Origin of the sequence: Bradyrhizobium sp. 160 (assembly GCF_023073735.1) — a bacterium.
In the GTDB taxonomy this organism is placed as follows: domain Bacteria; phylum Pseudomonadota; class Alphaproteobacteria; order Rhizobiales; family Xanthobacteraceae; genus Bradyrhizobium.
Window position 1 is genome coordinate 44,885 of record NZ_JADPKD010000028.1, and the last position, 21,815, is coordinate 66,699.

The 21,815-nt window shown below is 65.1% G+C and carries 24 protein-coding genes; 12 read left to right on the forward strand and 12 right to left on the reverse strand.

The window, feature by feature from the left end; genetic code table 11:
• Positions 1-102 precede the first annotated feature (102 nt).
• Genes gshB through rsmI form a run of 3 tightly spaced genes read right to left on the reverse strand, consistent with a single transcriptional unit; the run spans position 103 to position 2,396 of the window.
• Complete coding sequence (gene gshB, locus IVA98_RS09825; protein WP_247294955.1) at positions 103-1,047, reverse strand: glutathione synthase; 945 nt, start codon at positions 1,045-1,047, stop codon at positions 103-105.
• 10 nt (positions 1,048-1,057) lie between these two features.
• Positions 1,058-1,459, reverse strand: coding sequence for a YraN family protein (locus IVA98_RS09830; protein WP_247294957.1), 402 nt, complete (start codon positions 1,457-1,459; stop codon positions 1,058-1,060).
• The gene (rsmI, locus tag IVA98_RS09835; protein WP_247294959.1) at positions 1,446-2,396 is read right to left on the reverse strand and encodes a 16S rRNA (cytidine(1402)-2'-O)-methyltransferase; all 951 of its coding nucleotides are present in this window, start codon (positions 2,394-2,396) and stop codon (positions 1,446-1,448) included. Before rsmI ends, IVA98_RS09830 begins: the two co-directional genes overlap by 14 nt.
• Positions 2,397-2,733: 337 nt before the next feature.
• Here rsmI and IVA98_RS09840 point away from each other — a divergent pair, with 337 nt between their 5' ends.
• Positions 2,734-3,954: a penicillin-binding protein activator gene (locus tag IVA98_RS09840; protein ID WP_247294962.1), complete on the forward strand. Its 1,221-nt coding sequence runs from the start codon at positions 2,734-2,736 to the stop codon at positions 3,952-3,954.
• A gap of 4 nt (positions 3,955-3,958) precedes the next feature.
• Here IVA98_RS09840 and hemW read toward each other — a convergent pair whose 3' ends face one another.
• From hemW to rph, 3 genes are read right to left on the reverse strand one after another with little or no spacing between them, the layout of a single operon-like run.
• Positions 3,959-5,113, reverse strand: a complete 1,155-nt coding sequence (gene hemW, locus IVA98_RS09845) for a radical SAM family heme chaperone HemW (RefSeq protein WP_247294964.1) — start codon at positions 5,111-5,113, stop codon at positions 3,959-3,961.
• On the reverse strand, positions 5,100-5,735 hold the full coding sequence (gene rdgB / locus IVA98_RS09850) for an RdgB/HAM1 family non-canonical purine NTP pyrophosphatase (RefSeq protein WP_247354802.1): 636 nt from the start codon (positions 5,733-5,735) through the stop codon (positions 5,100-5,102). Before rdgB ends, hemW begins: the two co-directional genes overlap by 14 nt.
• 10 nt (positions 5,736-5,745) lie before the next feature.
• Positions 5,746-6,459 (reverse strand): ribonuclease PH, encoded by a 714-nt coding sequence (rph, locus tag IVA98_RS09855; protein WP_247354803.1) that lies wholly within the window; start codon positions 6,457-6,459, stop codon positions 5,746-5,748.
• A gap of 167 nt (positions 6,460-6,626) precedes the next feature.
• Between rph and hrcA the strand changes: the two genes are divergently transcribed.
• Positions 6,627-7,715, forward strand: coding sequence for a heat-inducible transcriptional repressor HrcA (gene hrcA, locus IVA98_RS09860; RefSeq protein WP_247294970.1), 1,089 nt, complete (start codon positions 6,627-6,629; stop codon positions 7,713-7,715).
• A 95-nt stretch (positions 7,716-7,810) separates the two neighbouring features.
• Positions 7,811-8,428: a nucleotide exchange factor GrpE gene (gene grpE, locus IVA98_RS09865; RefSeq protein WP_247276574.1), complete on the forward strand. Its 618-nt coding sequence runs from the start codon at positions 7,811-7,813 to the stop codon at positions 8,426-8,428.
• 60 nt (positions 8,429-8,488) lie between these two features.
• On the opposite strand, the gene pncA is transcribed toward grpE, so the two are convergent.
• Together pncA and IVA98_RS09875 are read right to left on the reverse strand one after the other, a co-directional pair.
• On the reverse strand, positions 8,489-9,211 hold the full coding sequence (pncA, locus tag IVA98_RS09870) for a bifunctional nicotinamidase/pyrazinamidase (protein WP_247354804.1): 723 nt from the start codon (positions 9,209-9,211) through the stop codon (positions 8,489-8,491).
• A gap of 143 nt (positions 9,212-9,354) precedes the next feature.
• Positions 9,355-10,296 (reverse strand): hypothetical protein, encoded by a 942-nt coding sequence (locus IVA98_RS09875; protein WP_247332713.1) that lies wholly within the window; start codon positions 10,294-10,296, stop codon positions 9,355-9,357.
• Between the two features lie 394 nt (positions 10,297-10,690).
• On the opposite strand from IVA98_RS09875, the gene dnaK reads away from it, so the two are divergent.
• From dnaK to IVA98_RS09915, 8 genes are all read left to right on the forward strand, one after another.
• The gene (gene dnaK, locus IVA98_RS09880; RefSeq protein ID WP_247276571.1) at positions 10,691-12,592 is read left to right on the forward strand and encodes a molecular chaperone DnaK; all 1,902 of its coding nucleotides are present in this window, start codon (positions 10,691-10,693) and stop codon (positions 12,590-12,592) included.
• A 245-nt stretch (positions 12,593-12,837) separates the two neighbouring features.
• Entirely contained in the window at positions 12,838-13,977 is a 1,140-nt protein-coding gene (gene dnaJ / locus IVA98_RS09885) for a molecular chaperone DnaJ (protein WP_247354806.1), read from the forward strand.
• A gap of 87 nt (positions 13,978-14,064) precedes the next feature.
• Positions 14,065-14,664: a class I SAM-dependent methyltransferase gene (locus IVA98_RS09890; protein WP_247294981.1), complete on the forward strand. Its 600-nt coding sequence runs from the start codon at positions 14,065-14,067 to the stop codon at positions 14,662-14,664.
• A 57-nt stretch (positions 14,665-14,721) separates the two neighbouring features.
• Positions 14,722-15,300, forward strand: a complete 579-nt coding sequence (locus tag IVA98_RS09895; RefSeq protein ID WP_247294984.1) for an NADPH-dependent FMN reductase — start codon at positions 14,722-14,724, stop codon at positions 15,298-15,300.
• A 6-nt stretch (positions 15,301-15,306) separates the two neighbouring features.
• Positions 15,307-16,017, forward strand: a complete 711-nt coding sequence (pyrF, locus tag IVA98_RS09900) for an orotidine-5'-phosphate decarboxylase (protein ID WP_247354808.1) — start codon at positions 15,307-15,309, stop codon at positions 16,015-16,017.
• A 21-nt stretch (positions 16,018-16,038) separates the two neighbouring features.
• Entirely contained in the window at positions 16,039-16,350 is a 312-nt protein-coding gene (locus IVA98_RS09905; RefSeq protein ID WP_247294991.1) for a DUF1330 domain-containing protein, read from the forward strand.
• Between the two features lie 181 nt (positions 16,351-16,531).
• Positions 16,532-17,347 (forward strand): 4-hydroxy-tetrahydrodipicolinate reductase, encoded by an 816-nt coding sequence (gene dapB / locus IVA98_RS09910; RefSeq protein WP_247294994.1) that lies wholly within the window; start codon positions 16,532-16,534, stop codon positions 17,345-17,347.
• Between the two features lie 19 nt (positions 17,348-17,366).
• Positions 17,367-17,990: a 2,3-bisphosphoglycerate-dependent phosphoglycerate mutase gene (locus tag IVA98_RS09915; protein ID WP_247354809.1), complete on the forward strand. Its 624-nt coding sequence runs from the start codon at positions 17,367-17,369 to the stop codon at positions 17,988-17,990.
• A gap of 94 nt (positions 17,991-18,084) precedes the next feature.
• Here the strand turns inward: IVA98_RS09915 and IVA98_RS09920 are convergent, their stop codons facing one another.
• Positions 18,085-18,981, reverse strand: a complete 897-nt coding sequence (locus IVA98_RS09920; RefSeq protein WP_247332717.1) for a methylated-DNA--[protein]-cysteine S-methyltransferase — start codon at positions 18,979-18,981, stop codon at positions 18,085-18,087.
• A gap of 54 nt (positions 18,982-19,035) precedes the next feature.
• The gene (locus IVA98_RS09925) at positions 19,036-19,569 is read right to left on the reverse strand and encodes a DUF2244 domain-containing protein (protein WP_247295000.1); all 534 of its coding nucleotides are present in this window, start codon (positions 19,567-19,569) and stop codon (positions 19,036-19,038) included.
• A 22-nt stretch (positions 19,570-19,591) separates the two neighbouring features.
• Here IVA98_RS09925 and nth point away from each other — a divergent pair, with 22 nt between their 5' ends.
• Positions 19,592-20,344 (forward strand): endonuclease III, encoded by a 753-nt coding sequence (nth, locus tag IVA98_RS09930; protein ID WP_247295003.1) that lies wholly within the window; start codon positions 19,592-19,594, stop codon positions 20,342-20,344.
• Between the two features lie 17 nt (positions 20,345-20,361).
• Here nth and IVA98_RS09935 read toward each other — a convergent pair whose 3' ends face one another.
• Both IVA98_RS09935 and nikR read right to left on the reverse strand, forming a co-directional pair.
• The gene (locus tag IVA98_RS09935; protein ID WP_247332719.1) at positions 20,362-21,102 is read right to left on the reverse strand and encodes a sulfate transporter family protein; all 741 of its coding nucleotides are present in this window, start codon (positions 21,100-21,102) and stop codon (positions 20,362-20,364) included.
• 239 nt (positions 21,103-21,341) lie between these two features.
• Positions 21,342-21,794, reverse strand: a complete 453-nt coding sequence (gene nikR, locus IVA98_RS09940) for a nickel-responsive transcriptional regulator NikR (protein ID WP_247295011.1) — start codon at positions 21,792-21,794, stop codon at positions 21,342-21,344.
• Between the last annotated feature and the right edge of the window lie 21 nt (positions 21,795-21,815).

Below are 21,815 nucleotides of genomic sequence, written 5' to 3' on the forward strand. Positions count from 1 at the left end.
GCGGCGGGGCTGTCAATGAGGTGGGCCGCGCGCAACACCAAAGGATGTCGTCCGTCCTTCGCCTGGACGAGCTAGCTCGGGGAGATTGCGCGTCCACAGCCCTTACTTCGCCCGCTTCGCTTCGATCGCGTCCCATATCTTCGCCGCCACGTCCGGCCCACCGAGCCGCGCGATGGCGCGGATGCCGGTCGGCGAGGTGACGTTGATCTCGGTGAGATTGCCGTTGATGACGTCGATGCCGACGAACAGGAGGCCGCGCTCGCGCAGCGCCGGACCGACGGTGGCGCAGATCTCGCGCTCGCGCGGGGTGAGCTCGGTCTCCTGCGCCGCGCCGCCGCGCACCATGTTGGAGCGGAGGTCGTCCGCGGCCGGCACACGGTTTACGGCGCCGGCGAACTCGCCGTTGACGAGGATGATGCGCTTGTCGCCGTGCTTCACCTCGGGAATGAACTGCTGGATCACCCAGGGCTCTCTGAACGTCACCGAGAACATGTCGAACAGCGAGCCGAAATTCATGTCCTGCGGCATCACGCGGAACACCGCGGCGCCGCCATGGCCGTGCAGCGGCTTCATCACGACGGCGCCGTGCTTGTCGCGAAACGCATTGATCTCATCTAAGTCGCGCGAGATCAGGGTCGGCGGCATCAGCTGCGGAAAGTTCATCACGAACAACTTTTCCGGCGCGTTCCGCACCGAGGCGGGATCGTTGACGACCAGCGTCTTCGGATGGATGCGCTCCAAAAAATGCGTCGAGGTGATGTAGGCGAGATCGAACGGCGGGTCCTGGCGGAGCAGCACCACGTCAAAGCCGTTGAGCGCTTCGCGCCTGGGCTCGCCGAGCGTGAAATGATCGCCCGGCTCGTCGCGCACGGTGAGGAGCTGAACCGGAGCGACGATCTCCTCGCCCACCATCGAGAGCTTGTCGGGGGTGTAATAGGACAGGCCATGGCCGCGCTTCTGTGCCTCCAGGAGCAGCGCAAAGGTGGAATCGCCCTTGATGTTGATGCGGGCGATGGGGTCCATCTGGACGGCGACGTTGAGTTTCATGGTCTGCCTTTCAGGTCGAGGCGTCGAATGCCGCCAACAAATGGCGTGGAAGTGATCGCGGCGCAATCAGCATGGCGTCGAATCGCAATTCCAATTCGGCATGCTCGGGATGCGCTACGAGCCAGCCTTGCGCGGCGTCGATGATGCGCTGCTGCTGGCGCGGCGTCACCGCGAAGGCGGCGTCATCCAGCGTCGCGCGCGCCTTGACCTCGACGAAGGCGATCAAATTACGGCGGCGCGCCACGATGTCGATCTCGCCATGCGGGGTGCGATAACGTTTGGCGAGGATGCGGTAGCCCTTGGCCATCAGATAGGCGGCGGCGCGGCTCTCGGCGGAGATGCCGGTTCGGAACGCGGCGATGCGCTCGGGCGAGGCGACTTTCGGTTCCGCCGGGACCTCAGTCTTCGCCATCGCCGCCCCGCAGGTCTTTTGCGAGCTCGAGCGCGCGGGCATAGACCTCGCGCCGCGGGCGGCCCGAGAGTGCGACCGCATGCGCCACGGCATCCTTGACGCTGTGCGCGGCCAGCTGCTCGCGCAGGAGCTGGTCCAGCGCATCCGACGTCAGCACCTCGGCGTCGACCGCAGGTGGGGCGATCACCAGCACGAACTCGCCGCGCGTCTCCAGCGTATCCGCCTCGCGAGCCAGCTCGCTCAATGTTGCGCGCGAAATCTCCTCATGCAGTTTGGTCAGCTCGCGGCAGATCGCGGCTTGGCGCGTCCCCATAATCTCGGCGAGATCGGCGAGCGCGTCCTGCACGCGGTTGCCGGATTCGAACATCACCAGTGTCGCATCGATGCGAGCCAGCTCAACAAGGCGCGACCTGCGCGCCGCCGATTTCGACGGCAAGAAGCCCTCGAAGAAAAAGCGGTCGGTCGGCAGCGCCGCGACCGACAGCGCCGCCAGCACCGAGGAGGGACCGGGCAGCGCATAGACCGCATGGCCGGCGGCGCAGACCTCGCGCACCAGCTTGAAGCCGGGATCGGAGATCAGCGGCGTCCCGGCATCGGACACCAGCGCGACCGAGCCGCCTGCGGCAAGCGCCTCCAGGATCTTCGGACGCGCGGCTTCCGCGTTGTGCTCATGATATTGTTTGAGCTGCGCTGCGATGGCGTAACGCTCGGTCAGGCGCCGCGTGATGCGGGTGTCCTCGCAGGCGATGACGTCGACGCCGGCGAGCGTCTGAAGCGCACGCAGGGTGATGTCACCGAGATTGCCGATGGGGGTCGCGACCAGATGCAGGCCCGGCGCGGCCTTCGCCACGGCAAGCCGATGGGCGTCGATGGAGAAGCCGCGCAAGGTGGCGTCTTGAGCTTCAGGCGTATTTATCGGGGCCGGCTTTGCGCGCATAATGAAGTCAACTTAGGCACGATCCGCAGGGCTGGGAACCAGCTCTTCGAAAAAGATCGTGCCGAGGTGAGGGGCGAGGAACGGACGGGAATGTGATCAATGCGGGGTCACGTTGCGCGGGAGCAAGGCCCTCGCGCCATATTCGCGACGGAAACCTCCCTTGATGCTGCGTAAGTGACGGCCAGCGGTTGGCCAGCATAGGAGGGCGGTCGCGTTAAGTGGCGATTATCCTTTTGTTTTGGTTAACTGTTTGCCGACAATATGCCTGAATCCGCGGCTTGCGTCGTGGAGCAATGTGGTGACCGGCTGGCAACGGCCGGTCGGAAGAGAAACTGCGATGGTGGGCCCGTCTAGTTCGAAGTCTTCCGGTCCGGCGCCCCGATGGCCCGGGGCAACCCGCCGGAGCGCGCTTGGCCTGTTGCTCGGCGCCCCCCTGCTGTCGGCCTGCGCCGGCGTGCAGCAGAGTCTCAGCCAGTTCTCCAGCTCCGCGCCACCGGCGCAGCCGGCTGGTCCGCCCCAACAGGGCACGACCGCTGGCACCGGCGGGGTCAAGGTCGCCGTGATCCTGCCGCTCTCGGCGGCCGGCAATGCAGGCCTCGCGGCGCAATCCATGCGCAACGCCGCCGAGATGGCGCTGGCCGAGTTCCAGAACCCGAACATCCAGCTCCTGATCAAGGACGACAATGGCAGCCCGCAAGGCGCGCAAGCCGGCGCGCAGCAGGCGGTCGACGAGGGCGCCGAAATCATCCTGGGACCATTGTTCGCACAATCGGTGCCGGCGGTGGCGCAGGTCGCGCGCACGCGCGGCATCTCGGTGATGGCATTCTCGACCGATTCCAGCATCGCCGGACGCGGCGTCTATCTGCTCAGCTTCCTGCCGGAGTCCGACGTCAACCGCATCGTCGAATATTCTGCCAGCATCGGAAAGCGCTCCGTCGCCGTGCTCGTGCCCGACAACGCCTATGGCAATGTGGTCGAAGCCGCCGTGAAGGCGGCAGTGCCGCGGCGTGGTGGGCGCATCGTCGCCTTCGAGAAATACGGCGCCGACCGCGCCACCCCAGCTCGAACCGTGGCGCAGCAGCTCGGAAGTGCGGACGCGCTGTTCATTGCCGACGACGGCGATGCCGTGGTTTCAGTGGCGGATGCGATGACCGCGGCGGGTGCGAATTTGCGCAACATCCAGCTGCTCGGCACCGGGCTGTGGGACAATCCGCGCGTCTATGCCAGCGCCGCGTTGCAAGGCGGTCTCTACGCCGCGCCGGATCCGGCCGGCTTCCGCGCCTTCTCCGGCCGTTACCGCACCAAATACGGCGCCGAGCCGGTGCGCACCGCAACGCTCGCCTATGACGCGGTCGCCCTCGTCGCCGCACTCGCGCGCACGCAAGGCACGGCGCGCTTCTCGCCCGACGTGCTCACCAACCCCTCCGGCTTTGCCGGCATCGACGGCCTGTTCCGCTTCCGCCCCGACGGCACCAACGAGCGAGGACTTGCGGTGATGAAGGTGACGACCGGCGGCGGGGTTGCGGTGGCAGGCTCGCCGAAGAGTTTTGGGGCGTAGCGCGTTACGCTGCCAGATCCGCAACCACCGCATCCAGCACGGGGAAGCCACTGCTTGTCACGCGCAGCCGGCCCGTGGCGTCCACCGTGATTGCGCCTTCCTCGCGCAATAGAGCGATGCGTTTTGGGTCGAGCGGGCGGCCGGAGAGAGCCTTGTAGCGCTGAGGGTCGATTCCCTCGGCCAGCCGCAATCCCATCAGCAAAAATTCGTCGGCGCGCTCCTCGCTGTTGAGGAGCTCGTCGGTGACCACGCCGTCGCCGTTGGTCTCGACCCGCAGCAGCCAGGCTTCGGGGCGCTTTTCGGTGGCGGTGGCGTGCCTGATGCCATCGATGTCGAGGCGGCCATGCGCGCCGGGACCGATGCCGGCATATTCCTCGCCGCGCCAATAGACCAGATTGTGCCGGCACTCGGCACCGCGGCGCGCGTGATTTGAAATCTCGTAGGCGGGCAGGCCGAGCTTGTCGCAGGTCTCCTGCGTCACGTCGTAAAGCGCGCGCGCGACCGCTTCGTCCGGCGTCTTCAATTTGCCGGCCTGGTGCAGGCCGAAGAACGGCGTGCCTTCCTCGATCGTCAATTGGTAGAGCGACAGATGTTCGGCCGCTTCGTCGATCGCGAGACGCAGCTCGTCCGCCCACATCGCCGGCGTCTGGTCGGGGCGGGCGTAGATCAGGTCGAACGAATACCGGTCGAACGAACGGCGCGCGATGGCGACGGCATCGAGGGCCTCGCGCGCACTGTGCATGCGGCCGAGCGCCTTCAAGGAGGCATCGTCGAGCGCCTGGACGCCGAGCGAGACGCGGTTAACGCCGGCGGTACGATAACCGGCGAAGCGTGTGGCTTCGACGCTGGTCGGGTTTGCCTCCAGCGTCACTTCGACGTCGCCTGCGACATGCCAGTGCTTGCCGATCGCATCGAGCACCGCGCCGACGGTTGCGGGCTGCATCAGCGATGGCGTGCCCCCGCCGAGGAAGATCGAGGTCACTTCACGGCCGGGTGCGCGCTCAGCCGTGGTTGCGATCTCGCGGGCGAAGGCGGATGCAAAGCGCGCCTCGTCGATCGCGACGTGGCGGACATGGCTGTTGAAGTCGCAATAGGGGCATTTCGACAGGCAGAACGGCCAGTGCACGTAGACGCCGAAGGCTTCCTTAGCGCGGCTCAAGGCAGATCTCCGCCAGTTTCACGAAGGCGCGGGCGCGATGCGACAGGCCGAGGCCGAGCGGCGGCAGGCCGTGCTTCTCGATGCTCTCCATCTCGCCGAAGGTGCGGCTGTGGCCATCGGGCAGAAACATCGGATCGTAGCCGAAGCCGGCGGTGCCGCGCGGCGGCCAGACCAGCGTGCCGTCGACGCGCGCCTCGACCTCTTCGCGATGATCGTCGGGCCAGGCGACGCAGAGCGCGGAGACGAAATGGGCCTTGCGCTTGTCGGGCGTGGTCGCGCCGCGCTCCTGGAGCAGGCGCTCGATGTGCGCCATCGCCGCTGCGAAGTCTTTGTTTGGCCCGGCCCAGCGCGCCGAGAAAATGCCGGGCGCGCCGTCGAGCGCATCGACCACGATGCCGGAATCGTCGGCGAAAGCGGCAAGCTTGGTCGCCTGCGCCGCCGCGACCGCCTTGATCGCGGCGTTGCTGCGGAAATGGTTACCGGTCTCTTCGGGCTCGGCCAAGCCGAGCTCACCAGCCGACACCGCCTCGATGCCGTACGGCGCAAGCAGCTCCCGCATCTCGGCGAGCTTGCCGGGATTGTGGGTGGCGATAACGAGCTTGTCCGTGATTCGGCGGTGCATGGCCTATTGACTACGCCACAGCCAGTTTCTGCAAGTCCACCAGACGCGCGACGCCCTTGCGGGCCAGCGCCATCAGCGCCAGGAACTCGGTTTCGCTGAACGGCTCGCGTTCCGCGGTGCCCTGCACCTCGATGATGCGCCCATCGCCGGTCATGACGAAATTGGCATCGGTTTGGGCTTCCGAATCCTCGGCATAGTCGAGATCGAGCACCGGCGTGCCATTATAGATGCCGCAGGAGATCGCGGCGACGTTGTCGCGCAGCACATTGGACTTGATCATGTTGCGCGCCTTCATCCAGTTGATGCAATCGGCAAGTGCGACCCAAGCGCCGGTGATCGCGGCTGTGCGGGTGCCACCGTCGGCCTGGAGCACGTCGCAATCGACCGTGATCTGCCGCTCGCCGAGCGCTTCGAGATCGACGATGGTACGTAGGCTGCGGCCGATCAGGCGCTGGATCTCGATGGTACGGCCGCTCTGCTTGCCGGCGGAGGCCTCGCGGCGGGTGCGTTCCGAGGTCGCGCGCGGCAGCATGCCGTATTCGGCGGTGACCCAGCCGCGCCCCTGGCCCTTCAGCCACGGCGGCAGGCGGTCTTCCAGCGTGGCGGTGACCAGCACATGAGTGTCGCCGAATTTCACCAGGCACGAGCCTTCCGCATATTTGACCACGCCGCGCTCCAGCGTCACGGGGCGCAATTCGTCGGGCGCACGGCGGCTTGGCCGCATGGGAAGTCCTCCAAAAACTCACGGGAAAGGCTGTTCGCGGTGCTTGTAGGTGGGGTGAGGGTGGGCGGCAAGGTTTTTTCACCCCTGATTTCGGGCCCGCAAACGCCACGCTTGTCAGAAGCGTCCGGGATGGACAAATTACGAGTATCTGAGAGGAGTTACCGTCCGTGGCCCATCACGATCCGATCCATCTGATCGCGCCGCGCGCAGGCCTTGCCCAGCTCAACGAGCGTTCCCGCGACATCTTTCGTCAAATTGTCGAAAGCTATCTCGCGACCGGTGAGCCGGTGGGCTCGCGCAATATCTCGCGCCTGATCGCGATGCCGCTGTCGCCGGCCTCGGTCCGCAACGTCATGGCCGACCTGGAACAGCTCGGCCTGATCTATGCGCCCCATACCTCCGCCGGCCGGCTGCCGACGGAACTCGGCCTGCGCTTCTTCGTAGACGCCCTGATGCAGGTCGGCGACCTCACCGAGGCCGAGCGGCAATCCATCCAGAGTCAGCTTTCGTCGGTCGGCCAGGCACAATCGGTCGAAGCAGCGCTGGACCAGGCCTTGATGCGGCTGTCGGGCCTGACCCGTGCCGCCGCGGTCGTGCTGACGCCAAAATCCAACGCACGGCTCAAGCACATCGAGTTCGTCCGTCTGGAACCAGAGAAAGCGCTGGTGATCCTGGTCGGCGAGGATGGCCAGGTCGAAAACCGCGTGCTGACGCTGCCGCCCGGAGTTCCCTCCTCGGCGCTGACCGAAGCCGGCAATTTCCTCAATGCACGGATTCGCGGCCGCACGCTGGCCGAGGCGCGGCTCGAGCTTGAGACCGCGCTCGGCGAGGCCCGGGCCGAGCTCGATCAGCTGACGCAAAAGGTGATCGCGGCCGGCATCGCGAGCTGGTCCGGGGGCGAGAACGAGGACCGCCAGCTCATCGTCCGCGGCCACGCCAATCTGCTGGAAGATCTGCACGCGCTGGAGGACCTCGAGCGGGTGCGCCTGTTGTTCGATGATCTCGAGACCAAGCGCGGCGTGATCGACCTGCTCGGCCGGGCCGAAACCGCGGAAGGCGTGCGAATTTTCATCGGGAGTGAGAACAAGCTGTTCTCGCTGTCAGGCTCCTCCACCATCATCTCGCCCTATCGGGATGCCGCCGGCCATATCGTCGGCGTTCTCGGCGTGATCGGCCCGACGCGGCTGAATTATGCCCGTGTGATCCCGACGGTGGACTACGCCGCCCGCATCGTCAGTCGGCTTTTGGGGGGCTGATCGGCGTTCCTCCGATCACGGGCGCTTGATTTTCGCAAGCTTAGGCACGATATCCGGGCCAACAATCCCTGGAAACGAGTTCGAGATTAGAGCCGATGACCGATCAAGACCGGCAACCCGAAGACACGACCGCGCCGACCGGCGAGCCGGTGGTGTCGAAGCCTTACATCATGCCCGACGATCCCGAGCCGGGCTCGGTCGAGACGTTGCAGAAGGAAGCCGCCGAGGCGCGCGACCGCATGCTGCGGACGCTGGCCGAGATGGAGAATTTGCGCAAGCGCACCAGCAAGGAGGTCGCCGACGCCCGTCTCTACGGCATTACGGGCTTTGCCCGCGACGTGCTGGACATCGCCGACAACCTCCAGCGGGCGCTCGATGCCGTACCGGCCGAGGCGCGGGCCGCAGCCGATCCCGGCCTGATCTCGCTGATCGAAGGCGTCGAACTCACCGAGCGCTCGCTGCTCAACGCGCTGGAAAAGCACGGCGTGAAGAAGTTCGATCCGCAGGGCCAGAAGTTCGATCCTAATTTCCAGCAGGCGATGTTCGAAGTCCCCGATGCGTCGGTGCCGTCGGGCACCGTGGTGCAGGTCGTGCAGGCCGGCTACACCATCGGCGAGCGCGTGCTGCGTCCCGCCCTGGTCGGCGTCGCCAAAGGCGGCGCGAAGGCCGCACCCGCGGCCAACACCAACGAGCCGAACAGCGCGGCAAACTGAGTTTTAGCCTCGTTCCGGGTTCGGCTCTTCGGGCCGCCCCGGAATGACTGCGCGAAGTGCTTACGCGGTCACCGCGATATCCGCAGACTGAATCCGCTTCACGCCGGCCTTGGCCATATCGGCCCAGGCCTTTGCCAGCGAGCCCTGCGTGTCGATGCCGCGGCAGGCGTCCTCCACCACATAGACCTCGAAGCCCGCCTTGCGCGCATCGAGCGCGGTCCAGGCGACGCAGAAATCTGTGGCGAGACCGGCGACGAAGACGCGCTTGATCCTGCGGCCCTTGAGATAGCCGGCGAGGCCCGTCGAGGTCTTGCCGTCGGCTTCGACAAAGGCCGAGTAGCTGTCGACGTCCTTGTGAAAACCCTTGCGGATGATCAGTTCGGCGTGCCGGATCGCAAGATCCTTTGACAGCGCGGCGCCGTCGGTGCCCTGCACGCAATGGTCCGGCCACAACACCTGCTTGCCGTAGGGAAGATCGACGGTCTCGAACGGCTTCTTGCCGGCATGCACCGAAGCGAATGAGATGTGCCCGGGCGTATGCCAGTCCTGCGTCATCACCACGTTCGCAAACGCTTTTGCGATCTTGTTGATGACGGGCACCACCTGCTCGCCTTCCTTCACCGCGAGGCTGCCGCCGGGCAGGAAGCAATTCTGCACGTCGATCACGAGCAGCGCGGAGGCTTCGTCAGGCTTGATTGACGCGGCCGCAAACAGCGCGGTTGGTGCGAGGCCCGCGAGCGCCGTGGTCGCAAGCGCCGCCAACATGTGTCGCCGATCCAGCATCGTTCGTCTCCCCTCCAGGAATGAACCCAATGGAGGCCAAGCCTAGTTCCGCTTGTGTGCGAACAGAAGCCCGAAAATGCAGCCGGTCTTATCGAGTGGTTGGGCTTGGGTCGGCGGATCCTCACCGCTCCCGCGTACCGGAGCTACCCCTTCGGCTGGATGCCGTCGCGCACGGCGCGGAAGCGGGTGAACGCGCTTGGCCATTGGTCGCGCGGGGCGCTGGCGATGATGCGCAGCGAGGTGCCGCCGCTTGAGAAGCGGATCCACTGCACCACCGTCACCGGAACCTTGTCCTTGCCGCTGACGCCGTCGATCCGGGTCTCGAAACCCTGCTGGCCGTTGATGCGGATCGGCTCAGACATGGTGACGCGCGACTCGCGCACGCCGGGGATCTGGAGCGCCGCTTCCTGGGCGAAGCGGGCGCGGTCGTCGGCCTGCTGCGGAGTGGCGCCAATCAGGCCGAGGATCATGAACGGCTTCGACTCATAGCCCGTGCTCTCGTCGCCGTCGGCCAGGATGATGCTCGAGCCCGGCGCCAGCGTACGGATGTCCTTGAAGTCGGCGAGATCGGTGATCTTGAACGGCATCAGCGCGATCTGCTCTTCGGCCGAGACCTGCTTGCGGGTGACGGCGGTCGCAAACATCTGGCGCACCGCTTCATCGCTGTAGATCTTGGTCGCATTCTCCGGGATCTGCACCGCGACATAGCCGGAGAAGCCGGCGCCCGGCACGATCATCGAATAGCGCCTCACCGGGGTATCGCCGGCCTTGCCGCTTTCGGTGGTGAAATAGGCAAGGCCCGCGGGGGTTTCGATCTTGTCCTGCTTGACGCCGTTCGCACCGGCCGGATTGGAATTGAAGGCGCTCACGACCTCGCCATAGGCCGCCGGCGGCAGCTCGGTGATCAGCACCTTGACGTTGCCGTCCTCGCTCTCGAAGCCCGGAAAGGACTTGGCCGTGCTCAGCCCGATCAGCGGCACCATGCCGAGGCGCAAGCCGGGCGGGTAAACGGCGTCGGCGGCAAGGGCCGGAAGCGCGGAGGCAATGAGGACGGCGAGCGCGGCGAGGGGGCGGGTCAGCTTCATGGGCACTCTGATTGGTTCACATTGAGGCCGTTCGATGGTCGGCCACCGGGCCGCTTTGTCGCGCGGAGCGGCTGTGCTGCGGCTGCCCGGCCGGTCCGCCTTTTAGCGGGTTTGGCCCTGTCGTAACAGGGTGGGGCAGATTGCGCGGGCGGGGCTTGCTGAGGCCCGAACCTGTTAATATTTCCTCACCCGCAAGGGCGGTTGAGCCCGGATATGATCTTCCAAAACCCAATGTTTTCACGGCCGAAACTTGCGTTCGGTCCTTGCGGGCCCCTGCCCCCCTCCTATATGAGCCTCAATCATCGCAATATCGCGGATGTTTGATCTTAGGGGGTTTGGATCGGGTGCCTTCTGGGCCCAACCAACCTGCCGCAAAAAGAAGGATATCAGGACCATGGGAAAGGTCATTGGGATCGACCTCGGCACCACGAACTCGTGCGTCGCCGTGATGGATGGCAAGAACGCCAAAGTCATCGAGAATTCCGAAGGCATGCGCACGACGCCTTCGATCGTCGCCGTCACGGATGACGGCGAGCGCCTCGTCGGGCAGCCGGCCAAGCGCCAGGCCGTCACCAATCCCGAGCGCACCTTCTTCGCAGTGAAGCGCCTCATTGGCCGCCGCTACGACGACCCGATGGTCGAGAAGGACAAGAAGCTCGTTCCGTACAAGATCGTGAAGGCTTCCAACGGCGACGCCTGGGTCGAGGCCGACGGCCAGACCTACTCGCCCTCGCAGGTTTCGGCGTTCATCTTGCAGAAGATGAAGGAGACCGCGGAAGCCCATCTCGGCCAGAAGGTCGATCAGGCCGTCATCACCGTTCCCGCCTACTTCAACGACGCCCAGCGCCAGGCGACCAAGGACGCCGGCAAGATCGCGGGCCTTGAAGTGCTGCGCATCATCAACGAGCCGACTGCGGCCGCGCTCGCTTATGGCCTCGACAAGACCAAGGCCGGCACCATCGCGGTGTACGACCTCGGCGGCGGCACCTTCGATATCTCCATTCTCGAAATCGGCGACGGCGTGTTCGAGGTGAAGTCAACCAACGGCGACACCTTCCTCGGCGGCGAAGATTTCGACATGCGCCTCGTGGGTTATTTGGCCGACGAGTTCCAGAAGGAGCAGGGCATCAATCTGCGCAACGACAAGCTCGCTTTGCAGCGCCTGAAGGAAGCCGCTGAAAAGGCCAAGATCGAGCTGTCCTCGACGACGCAGACCGAGATCAACTTGCCCTTCATCACCGCGGACCAGACCGGGCCGAAGCATTTGACGATGAAGCTCACCCGCGCCAAGTTCGAGGCGTTGGTTGACGACCTCGTGCAGAAGACCATCGAGCCCTGCCGCAAAGCGCTGAAGGACGCCGGCATCACCGCCGGTGAGATCGGCGAAGTCGTGCTGGTCGGCGGCATGACCCGCATGCCGAAGGTCCAGGAGGTCGTGAAGCAGCTGTTCGGCAAGGAGCCGCACAAGGGCGTCAATCCGGACGAGGTCGTGGCGATCGGTGCTGCGATCCAGGCCGGCGTGCTCCAGGGCGACGTGAAGGACGTGCTGCTGCTCGACGTCACCCCGCTGTCGCTGGGCATCGAGACGCTGGGTGGCGTGTTCACCCGCATCATCGACCGCAACACCACGATCCCGACCAAGAAGAGCCAGGTGTTCTCGACCGCCGAGGACAACCAGAACGCGGTCACCATCCGCGTCTTCCAGGGCGAGCGTGAAATGGCGGCCGATAACAAGATGCTCGGCCAGTTCGACCTGATGGGCATTCCGCCGGCGCCGCGCGGCATGCCGCAGATCGAGGTGACCTTCGACATCGACGCCAACGGCATCGTCAACGTCTCGGCCAAGGACAAGGCCACCGGCAAGGAGCAGCAGATTCGCATCCAGGCCTCGGGCGGCCTGTCGGAAGCCGACATCGAGAAGATGGTCAAGGACGCCGAGGCCAATGCCGAGGCGGACAAGAAGCGCCGCGAGGCGGTGACCGCCAAGAACGAGGCGGATGGCCTCGTGCATTCGACCGAGAAGGCGCTGGCCGAGCACGGTTCGAAGGTCGCCGAGAGCGAGCGCCGCGCCATCGAGGATGCCGTCAGCGATCTCAAGGAAGCGCTGAAGGGCGACGATGCCGAGGCGATCAAGGCCAAGACCCAAACGCTGGCCCAGGTGTCGATGAAGCTCGGCGAGGCCATGTACAAGCAGCAGGCCGAGGCCGACGCCAAGAAGGATGCGGCCAAGGACGACGTCGTCGATGCGGAATTCACCGAGGTCGACGACGACAAGAACAACAAGAAGTCCGCCTGAACCCCGAGAGGGTAACGATGCGGACGGCTTGGACCCCACACGCGCTACCGACCTCCCCCCTCGCGGGGGAGGCCGCCGTGTCGGGACGGGCGGGCAAGGCGCCCGTTACGATCGATCAATTTCCAGCCGTTATGCTGAACGCCGCTGTGCCGTCTTCCGCCGCAACGCGGAGGGACGCTCATGTCGTCGCGCAGCGGCGTCGTTTCGCTCCGACTTGATACGCGATTGGATAGACCGAGCTCATCATGTCCACGTCCACCAAGCGCTGCTACTACGAGACCCTCGAGGTCGATCGCGACGCCGACGAATCCAAGCTGAAATCGTCGTTTCGCAAGCTGGCGATGAAATTCCATCCCGACCGCAATCCGGGGGATCAAACCAGCGAGGTCAAGTTCAAGGAAATCAACGAGGCCTACGAGATCCTCAAGGACAAGGACAAGCGCGCCGCGTACGATCGCTACGGCCATGCAGCGTTCGAGCAGGGCGGCGGTTTCGGCGGCGGCGGTGCCGGTTTCGGCGCGGGCTTCGCGTCCTCCTTCTCTGACATTTTCGAAGACCTGTTCGGCATGGCCGGACAGCGCGGCCGCGGCGGCCGCGAGCGTGGCGCCGACCTGCGCTACAACATGGAGATCACACTCGAGGAAGCCTTTAGCGGCAAGACCGCGCAGATCGAAATTCCGGTTTCGGTCACCTGCGAGGCCTGCTCGGGGATCGGCGCCAAGGCCGGGACCAAGCCGAAGACCTGCTCGACCTGCGGCGGCGCCGGCCGCGTGCGGCAGTCGCAGGGATTCTTCACGCTCGAGCGCACCTGTCCCGGCTGCCAGGGACGCGGCCAGATGATCGAGGAAGCCTGCCCGTCCTGCTCGGGACAGGGCCGGGTCACCCGCGAGCGCACGCTGTCAGTCAACATTCCGCAAGGCGTCGAGGACGGCACGAGGATCAGGCTCGCCGGCGAGGGCGAGGCCGGGGTCCGCGGCGGCCCGCCCGGCGACCTCTACATCTTCCTGTCGCTGGCCCAGCACCAGTTCTTCCAGCGCGACGGCGCCGATCTGCATTGCCGCGTGCCGATCTCGATGGTGACGGCCGCCCTTGGCGGCGAGTTCGAGGTGCCGACGATCGAGAAGAGCAAGGCCAAAGTGAAGGTGCCCGCCGGAACTCAATCGGGCCGCCGATTCCGCATCGCATCGAAGGGCATGCCGGTGCTGCGCTCGCGCCAGATGGGCGACATGTACGTCCAGGTCGTGGTCGAGACCCCGCAGAACCTCACCAGGAAGCAGCAGGAATTGCTGGCCGAGTTCGAAAAGCTGTCCTCCGGCAATACGCAGCCGGAATCAGAGGGCTTCTTCGCCAAGGTCAAGGATCTCTTCGGTAATCGGGCGAGTTGACGCGTCTTGACCGTGCCGCCTTCGGCCTATACGTCTTTATGACCATTTTCTGACACGCCGCGTCCTGCGGTCCCGTCCGGTCCTGACATGCCATTGCCATCGTCCGCGCGTGCGTTGAAGAAGCCTCGTCTCGATGATGAGGTACGCTTTCTCAGATCGTGGATCGAAAAGCCGCTGCACATGGGCGCGGTAATGCCGTCGGGCAAGCTGCTGGCCCGGACCATGGCCCATTACGTTGATATCGACTCCGACGCTCCGGTGGTCGAGCTCGGGCCCGGCACGGGTGCCATCACCTCAGCTCTGATCGAGCGCGGCATCGACCAGAAGCGTCTTGTCCTGGTCGAATACAATCCTGGCTTCTGTGCGCTGCTGCGCGACCGCTACCCGCAGGCCAAGGTGGTGCAGGGCGATGCCTATCGCTTGCGCGATACGCTCTGGAACATCTTGAGCGAGCCGGCCTCCGCGGTCGTCTCCGGCCTGCCGCTCGTCACAAAACCGATGCTGACGCGGCTGCGGCTCATCCGCGACTCCTTCGCGGCGCTGGCGCCCGGTGCGCCCTTCATTCAGTTCACCTATGCGGTGGTGCCGCCGATCCCGAAATCACTGCCCGGCGTGTCCACAGAGGCCTCGGAACGGATCTGGATGAACCTTCCGCCGGCCCGCGTCTGGGTGTATCGCAAGGATTAATTCCGCCGGCTCCTCGTTTTGCGCGGCGGGCTCGTTTCGCCGAACGCATTGGATTGGATGTCAGCTCCCAAGATCCTGATCATTCCCGGCTCGCTGCGCACCGGCTCGCATAACGCGAAGCTGGCGGCGGTCGCAGCGTATGAATTCGCCCAAGCCGGCGTCGAAATCACCCGCATCTCGCTCGCCGATTTTCCGCTGCCGATCTATGACGGCGACCTCCAGGCCAAATCCGGCGTGCCCAAGCACGCAATCAATCTCAAGCGCATGATCGGCGCGCATCACGGCGTGCTGATCGTCACGCCCGAATATAATGCTTCGGTGCCGCCGCTGCTGAAGAACGCGATCGACTGGGTCAGCCGCGTACACGATCTGCACGAGGCGCGCGGCGACGTGTTCCGCAATCGCGTCTTCGCGCTCGCCGGCGCCTCACAGAACCGGCTGGGCGCGGCCCGTGCGCTGCAGGCGTTGCGGCTGATCCTGACCTCCTGCCATGCCAATGTGATTGCCAACCAGCTCACGCTTGCCTTTGCCGACCAGGCCTATGACGATATGGACAGGCTGAAGAACGAGGGCGATATCGCCGCGTTGCAGGCCTTGGTGCGGCAGTTGATCGACATTTCCCAACGCATGATGTGAGGTGACATGACGCCCGCCGAGATCGCCCCGAAGGACCGCTTGATCGTTGCGCTCGATGTGCCGAGCGTCGATGTCGCGGAAGCGATGGTCAACAGGCTCGGCGACAGCGTCAATTTCTACAAGATCGGCTACCGGCTCGCCTATGCCGGCGGCTTGCCGCTGGTCGGCCGGCTCGCCGACAAGGGCAAGAAGGTCTTTCTCGATCTCAAGCTGCACGACATCGGCAACACCGTGACGCAAGCGGTCGAGAGCATCACCAAGCTCGGCGCAACCTTCCTCACCGTGCACGCCTATCCACAGACCATGAAGGGCGCCGTCGAAGGCCGCGCCAGTTCGAACCTGAAGATCCTCGCCGTCACCGTGCTGACGTCCTACAATGACGACGATCTGCACGCGGCCGGCTACCGGCTCGGCGTCTCCGAACTGGTCGAAGCGCGCGCGCAGCAGGCGCAGGTGCTCGGCGTCGATGGTCTCGTCTGCTCGCCGGAAGAGGTGGGTGCCTTGCGCAAGATTGTTGGCCATCAGATGAGCCTCGTCACGCCCGGCATCCGCCCGGCTGGTTCGGCAAGCGGCGATCAGAAGCGCATCATGGCGCCCGGCCGCGCCATCGTTGCCGGCGCCGATTACCTCGTCGTCGGGCGGCCGGTGGTGGAAGCCACCGAGCCCAAGGCAATCGCGGAAGCCATTCAAGCCGAGATCGCGCAGGCGCTCGGCTAATCAACAAGAGGGAGAACAACAATGGCAAAAGGCTACTGGATCGGACGCGTCGATGTGAGCAATGACGAGGGCTACAAGCCCTATGCCGTCGCCAACGGTCCGATCTTCAAGAAATGGGGTGGCCGCTTCGTCGTTCGCGGCGGCAAGTTCACCACCGTCGAAGGTGCCAGCCGCAACCGCAACGTCGTGATCGAATTCCCGGACTACGAGACCGCGCTCGCCTGCTACAACTCGCCGGAATACCAGGCCAACATCAAGGTGCGCCAGCCGCACTCCATCGCCGATCTCATCATCATCGAGGGCTATGACGGCCCGCAGCCGTCGGACGGCTGAAGCACGCAGTCATTCCGGGATGGTCCGAAGGACCAGACCTCAGGTGCGCAATTGCGCACCGGGAAATCTCAAGATCCCGGGTTCGATGCTGCGCATCGCCCCGGAATGACGATGGTGCTCATGCCTCTCGGTTGCCGGAACTGTCTGCCCCCGCTACAACGGCAGCGAAGAGGATCACACCATGTCCGACATGCGCTTGATTGTTGCTGGGGCCGGCGGCCGGATGGGGCGCGCGCTGACGCGGGCGATTGCCGAGAGCAAAGGCGCGGTGCTGGCCGGCGCGCTGGAGGCGCCGGGCTCGGAGTTGCTCGGCAAGGATGCCGGCGTGCTCGCAGGCCTGCCGGCCAACGGCATCAAGCTCTCCGCCGACCTTTGGGCGATGTCCAAGGATGCCGACGGAATCCTCGATTTTACCGTGCCGGCCGCGACCATCGCCAATGTCGCGATCGCCGCCGAGCGCGGCCTCGTCCACGTCATCGGCACGACCGGGCTGTCGGGCTCCGATAACGCCGTGATCAAGAGCGTGACCAACCGCGCTGTCGTGGTGCAATCCGGCAATATGAGTCTCGGCGTCAACCTGCTCGCGGCCGTGGTCAAGCGCGTCGCCAAAGCGCTCGACCAGAGTTTTGACATCGAGATCGTCGAGACCCATCATCGCATGAAGATCGACGCGCCCTCGGGTACGGCACTGATGCTGGGCCAGGCGGCCGCGAGTGGCCGCGGCATCCCGCTCGATGAGCACGCCGCGCGCGGCCGTGACGGCCTCACCGGCGCGCGCCGCCCGGGCGACATCGGGTTTGCCTCCCTGCGGGGCGGCACCGCGGCCGGCGATCACAGTGTCAGCTTCCTCGGCCCGTTCGAGCGCCTGACGCTGTCGCATCACGCCGAGGACCGCATGCTGTTCGCCCATGGCGCGCTCAAGGCGGCGCTGTGGGCGCATGGCAAGAAGCCGGGGCATTACTCCATGGCCGACGTGCTTGGCCTGTCTGACATCTGAACGAAACGGAAAGCAGTGAATGAGCGAACGTCTTCTCGTGCTCGTACGGCACGGCCAGAGCGAATGGAATCTGAAGAACCTGTTCACGGGCTGGAAGGACCCTGATCTCACCGAGCTCGGCGTGACCGAAGCGAAGGAAGCTGGCCGTAAGCTGAAGGCGCAGGGCCTGGTGTTCGAAGTCGCCTACACCTCGGTGCTGACGCGCGCGCAGCACACGCTCGACCTCATCCTCGGTGAGCTCGGGCAGGAAGGCCTGCCGACCTCGAAGAATCTCGCGTTGAACGAACGCGACTATGGCGATCTCTCCGGCCTCAACAAGGATGATGCCCGCAAGAAATGGGGCGAGGATCAGGTGCTGATCTGGCGCCGCTCCTACGACGTGCCGCCGCCCGGCGGCGAAAGCCTGAAGGACACCCTCGCGCGCGCGCTGCCGTACTATGTGCAGGAGATTCTGCCCAGCGTGCTCAATGGCAAGCGCACGCTGGTCGCCGCCCACGGCAACTCGCTGCGCGCGCTGATCATGGTGCTTGAAAAGCTTTCACCCGAAGGCATTTTGAAGCGCGAGCTCGCGACCGGCGTGCCGATCATCTATCGCCTCAATGCGGATTCAACCGTGGCCTCGAAACTGGATCTGGCGGGGTAGGCCGCGATCGCGCGAGGTGCGGTGAGACCGCGCCCTCACATTCGGTGTCGTCCCGACCTTTCGCGATTGCCGACCAAGGCGGGGATGACAATAGCTACTGCATCCCCAGCCGCCCCGCCTCCCAGCCCAGCATCGCCTGCTTACGGGTGATGCCCCAGTGATAGCCGGTGAGCGTGCCGCTCTTGCCGAGGGCGCGGTGGCAGGGCACCACGAACGAGACCGGGTTCTTGCCGACCGCGGCCCCGACGGCGCGTGAGGCCTTCGGGCTGTTGATGTTGCAGGCGATGTCGGAATAGGACACCGCGCGTCCCATCGGAATCTTCAGCAGCGTCTCCCACACCCGCACCTCGAAATCAGTGCCGATCAGGACCACGCGTAACGGCTGATCCGGCCGCCACAGCTTCGTGTCGAAGATGCGCTGCGCCAACGGCGCGGTGCCTTCGTGATCTTCCACATAAGTCGCTTTCGGCCAGCGTCGCGTCATGTCGGCGAGCGCGATCTTCTCCTCGCCATGGTCGGCGAAGGCCAGCCCCGACAAGCCGCGGTCGGTCGCGATCACGATCGCGGTGCCGAATGGCGAGGGATGGAAGCCGTAGCGCAGCGTCAATCCCGCGCCGCCGTTCTTCCATTCGCCCGGCGACATCGCTTCGTGGGTGACGAAGAGATCGTGCAGGCGGCCGGGGCCTGACAGGCCGGAGTCGAGCGCCGCATCGAGGACGCTCGCCGAATCCCGCAGGAGCCCCTTGGCATGGTCGAGGGTGAGCGCCTGCATGAAAGCCTTCGGCGTGATCGAGGCCCAGCGGCGGAACAGGTGGTGCAGCTCGTCGGGCGTGACGCCGGCCGCATCTGCCATCGCCTCGATGGTCGGCTGCGTCCGCCAGTTTTCGGAGATGAACGCGATCGCCCGGCGCACGGAATCATAGTCGCGCAGCGCGGCGTTCTGGGGGCCCGGCTTGGCCAGGCGGTGGTCATGTATGGCGAGTGTCATCATGACCGAAATGTAGGAGAGGGAAGGGTGCGAAACCACCCGATTTCCGATCTGGAATCAGCTGACCGGATTGTAGGTCGGGCCGCGTTTGGCGGCGTTCAGCGCCTCTACCAAGCCTTTGTAAAAACTTGCCTTTTCGTCCGGCCCGAGAAAGCGGGCGATCTGGATCTGGTGGCCGCGCGAGATCAGGTAGAGATGCTCGATGCCAAAGTCCTCGTCGATTTCCATGTCGAGCCGGACCCAGAGCGGATTGAACGTCCATTCGGCGACCTGGCCGCGATCGCTGACGCGACGCACGCGCAATTCGGAAGGGGTGACCATGATCTCCTCGCTGGCCCGCGCGGCGCGGAAATTGACCTTGAAGGCCCACCAGATCACGAGGACGTCGAGCCCGAAGAAGCCGAACACCGGCCAGGCGCCCATCATCAGAAAGGCGAGCCCAGTGACGAAGCTGACCACGCTCAGGAACAGCATCACGGCGAGGAAGCCGGTGCGATTCAGCGAGCGATGTGGCGTCAGCAGCGCGGAGAAGATCTGCACTTCGCGCGGATCTTCAGAAGGCTTGCGCTCAATTTCGTTGCCTGTGCTCATCGTCGCTCAGTATATCCCAATCATGGCGAAAATCACCCGCAAGCCGGTCCCACGCAAAACTCCCGGGCCGAAGAAAAGGCCGAAGCCGGCCGTTGCGAAGCCGAGGGCCCCCGCGAAGAAATCACTCAAAGCTACAAAACCCTGGACGCCCGCCGAAATTCACGAGGCCTTCAGCCGTTTCCGCAAAGCCAATCCGGAGCCGAAGGGCGAGCTCGAGCACGTCAATCCGTTCACGCTGCTGGTCGCCGTGGTGCTGTCGGCGCAGGCCACTGACGCCGGCGTAAACAAGGCGACGCGCGCGTTGTTCGAGGTGGCCGACACCCCGCAGAAGATGCTCGATCTCGGCGAGGAGCGCCTACGCGAGTACATCAAGACGATCGGCCTCTATCGCACCAAGGCGAAAAACGTCATTGCGCTATCGGCAAAGGTGCTCAGCGAATTCGGTGGCGAGGTGCCGCGGACCCGCGCGGGGATCGAGTCGCTGCCCGGCGCCGGACGCAAGACCGCGAATGTCGTGCTCAACATGGCCTTTGGCGAGCACACCATGGCGGTCGACACGCATGTCTTCCGCGTCGGCAACCGCACCGGGCTTGCGCCCGGCAAGACGCCGCTCGAGGTCGAGCTCGGCCTCGAAAAGGTGATCCCGGCCGAGTTCATGCTGCACGCCCATCATTGGCTGATCCTGCACGGCCGCTACACCTGTCTCGCGCGCAAGCCGCGCTGCGAGGTTTGCCTGATCAACGATCTCTGCCGCTGGCCGGAGAAGACGGTCTGAGTGCCGCGCCGGGCGCGTCACCGCATCTGCCGCGCCGGCTCGATCAGTTCGGGCCGCGGACCGGATAGCCGCTTGTGCATGTGGACCATAAAGGCCATGCCGAAGATCGGCGTCGCCAAGTTCACGATCGGAATCGAGACGAAGGCGGCGATGAAGAGGCCGGCGGTGAAGATGGTCGCGGCGTTGTCGCGCCGCATCGCCTTGGCTTGCTCCGGCGGGCGGAAGCGCATGGCCGCGAGCTCGAAATATTCTCGGCCGAGCAGCCAGGCGGCAGCGAGGAAGAAGATCAGGAAGCCGGCGCCGGCGAAGAGTACCAGCGGCAACGCGATCAGATAAACCACAATGGTCAGCAGCGCGGTCTTGATGCCCTCGAGGATTGCCTGGCCGAATGGCAGCGCAACGCCCGGCCGCTCGGCGGGATAATGCTCACGCTCGACGATGTCGGCGACGTCGTCGACGAACAGGCTCGCCACCAGCGAGGTGATCGCGGGCATCAGGAAGACGCCGCCGAACACGACGCCGAGGCCCGCTGCAATCGAAACGATCCAGGAAAGGACTTCAAGCGAGGAATGCCAGCCGGGCCCGAGCAGGCCCTCTAGCCAGACCTCGCCAGAGGTCGCAAACCAGCTGAGAAGCCGTTGCAGGCCGATCGCCAGCACGGTGATCAGCACCAGCGCAAGCCCGATCGATCGCCATAGGATCGAGCGCATCGGCGGCGAGATCATTTGCGACAACGCCTTCACGGCGGCATCCAGCATGGGGACCCTCTGAATAAACAACACGCGAGAGGTAGACACCCAATGTGGCTTCGGCAAGGGCGGCTTCATTCTTACCTTCTCCCCTTGTGGGAGGGTGGCGCGAAGCGCCGGATGAGGGGTTGTATCCTCGCATTCAAATGAGAGTTGGATGTGCGGAGACATACCCCTCACCCGTCTCACCGCTCCGCGGTGAGCCACCGCAAGGGGAGAGGGGTCGGCACCGCGTGTGCGGCTAGTTGCTACTCATGGCGATGGCCATGCCCGTGCTTGCGCGCCTTCACCTGCTTGGCTTCGCCGGTCGGGATCATCACGACGCGCCCGTAGCGCACGCCGCGTTCGGCGATGATGTGATCCGCAAAATGCTTGACCTCGGAGGCGGCGCCGCGCAGCGCCGTCATCTCCATGCAATTGTCGTCGTCGAGATGGACGTGCAGGGTCGCCAGCGCGAGGTCGTGATGGCCGTGGAATTCCTGCACCAGGCGTTTCGAGAGATCTCGGGCGGCGTGGTCGTAGACGTAGACGAGGCCCGCGACGCAGGAGCCGGTCTGCGTGGCGTCTTCGCTGCTCTGCTGCAGGCCGGCGCGGGCGAGATCGCGGATGATCTCGCTGCGGTTCTGGTAGCCGCGCGCTTCCGCCGCCGCGTCGATCTCCGCCAGCAGATCGTCCTCGATCGTGATCGTAATTCGCTGCATCAGGTATCTCTCCCCGCGTGC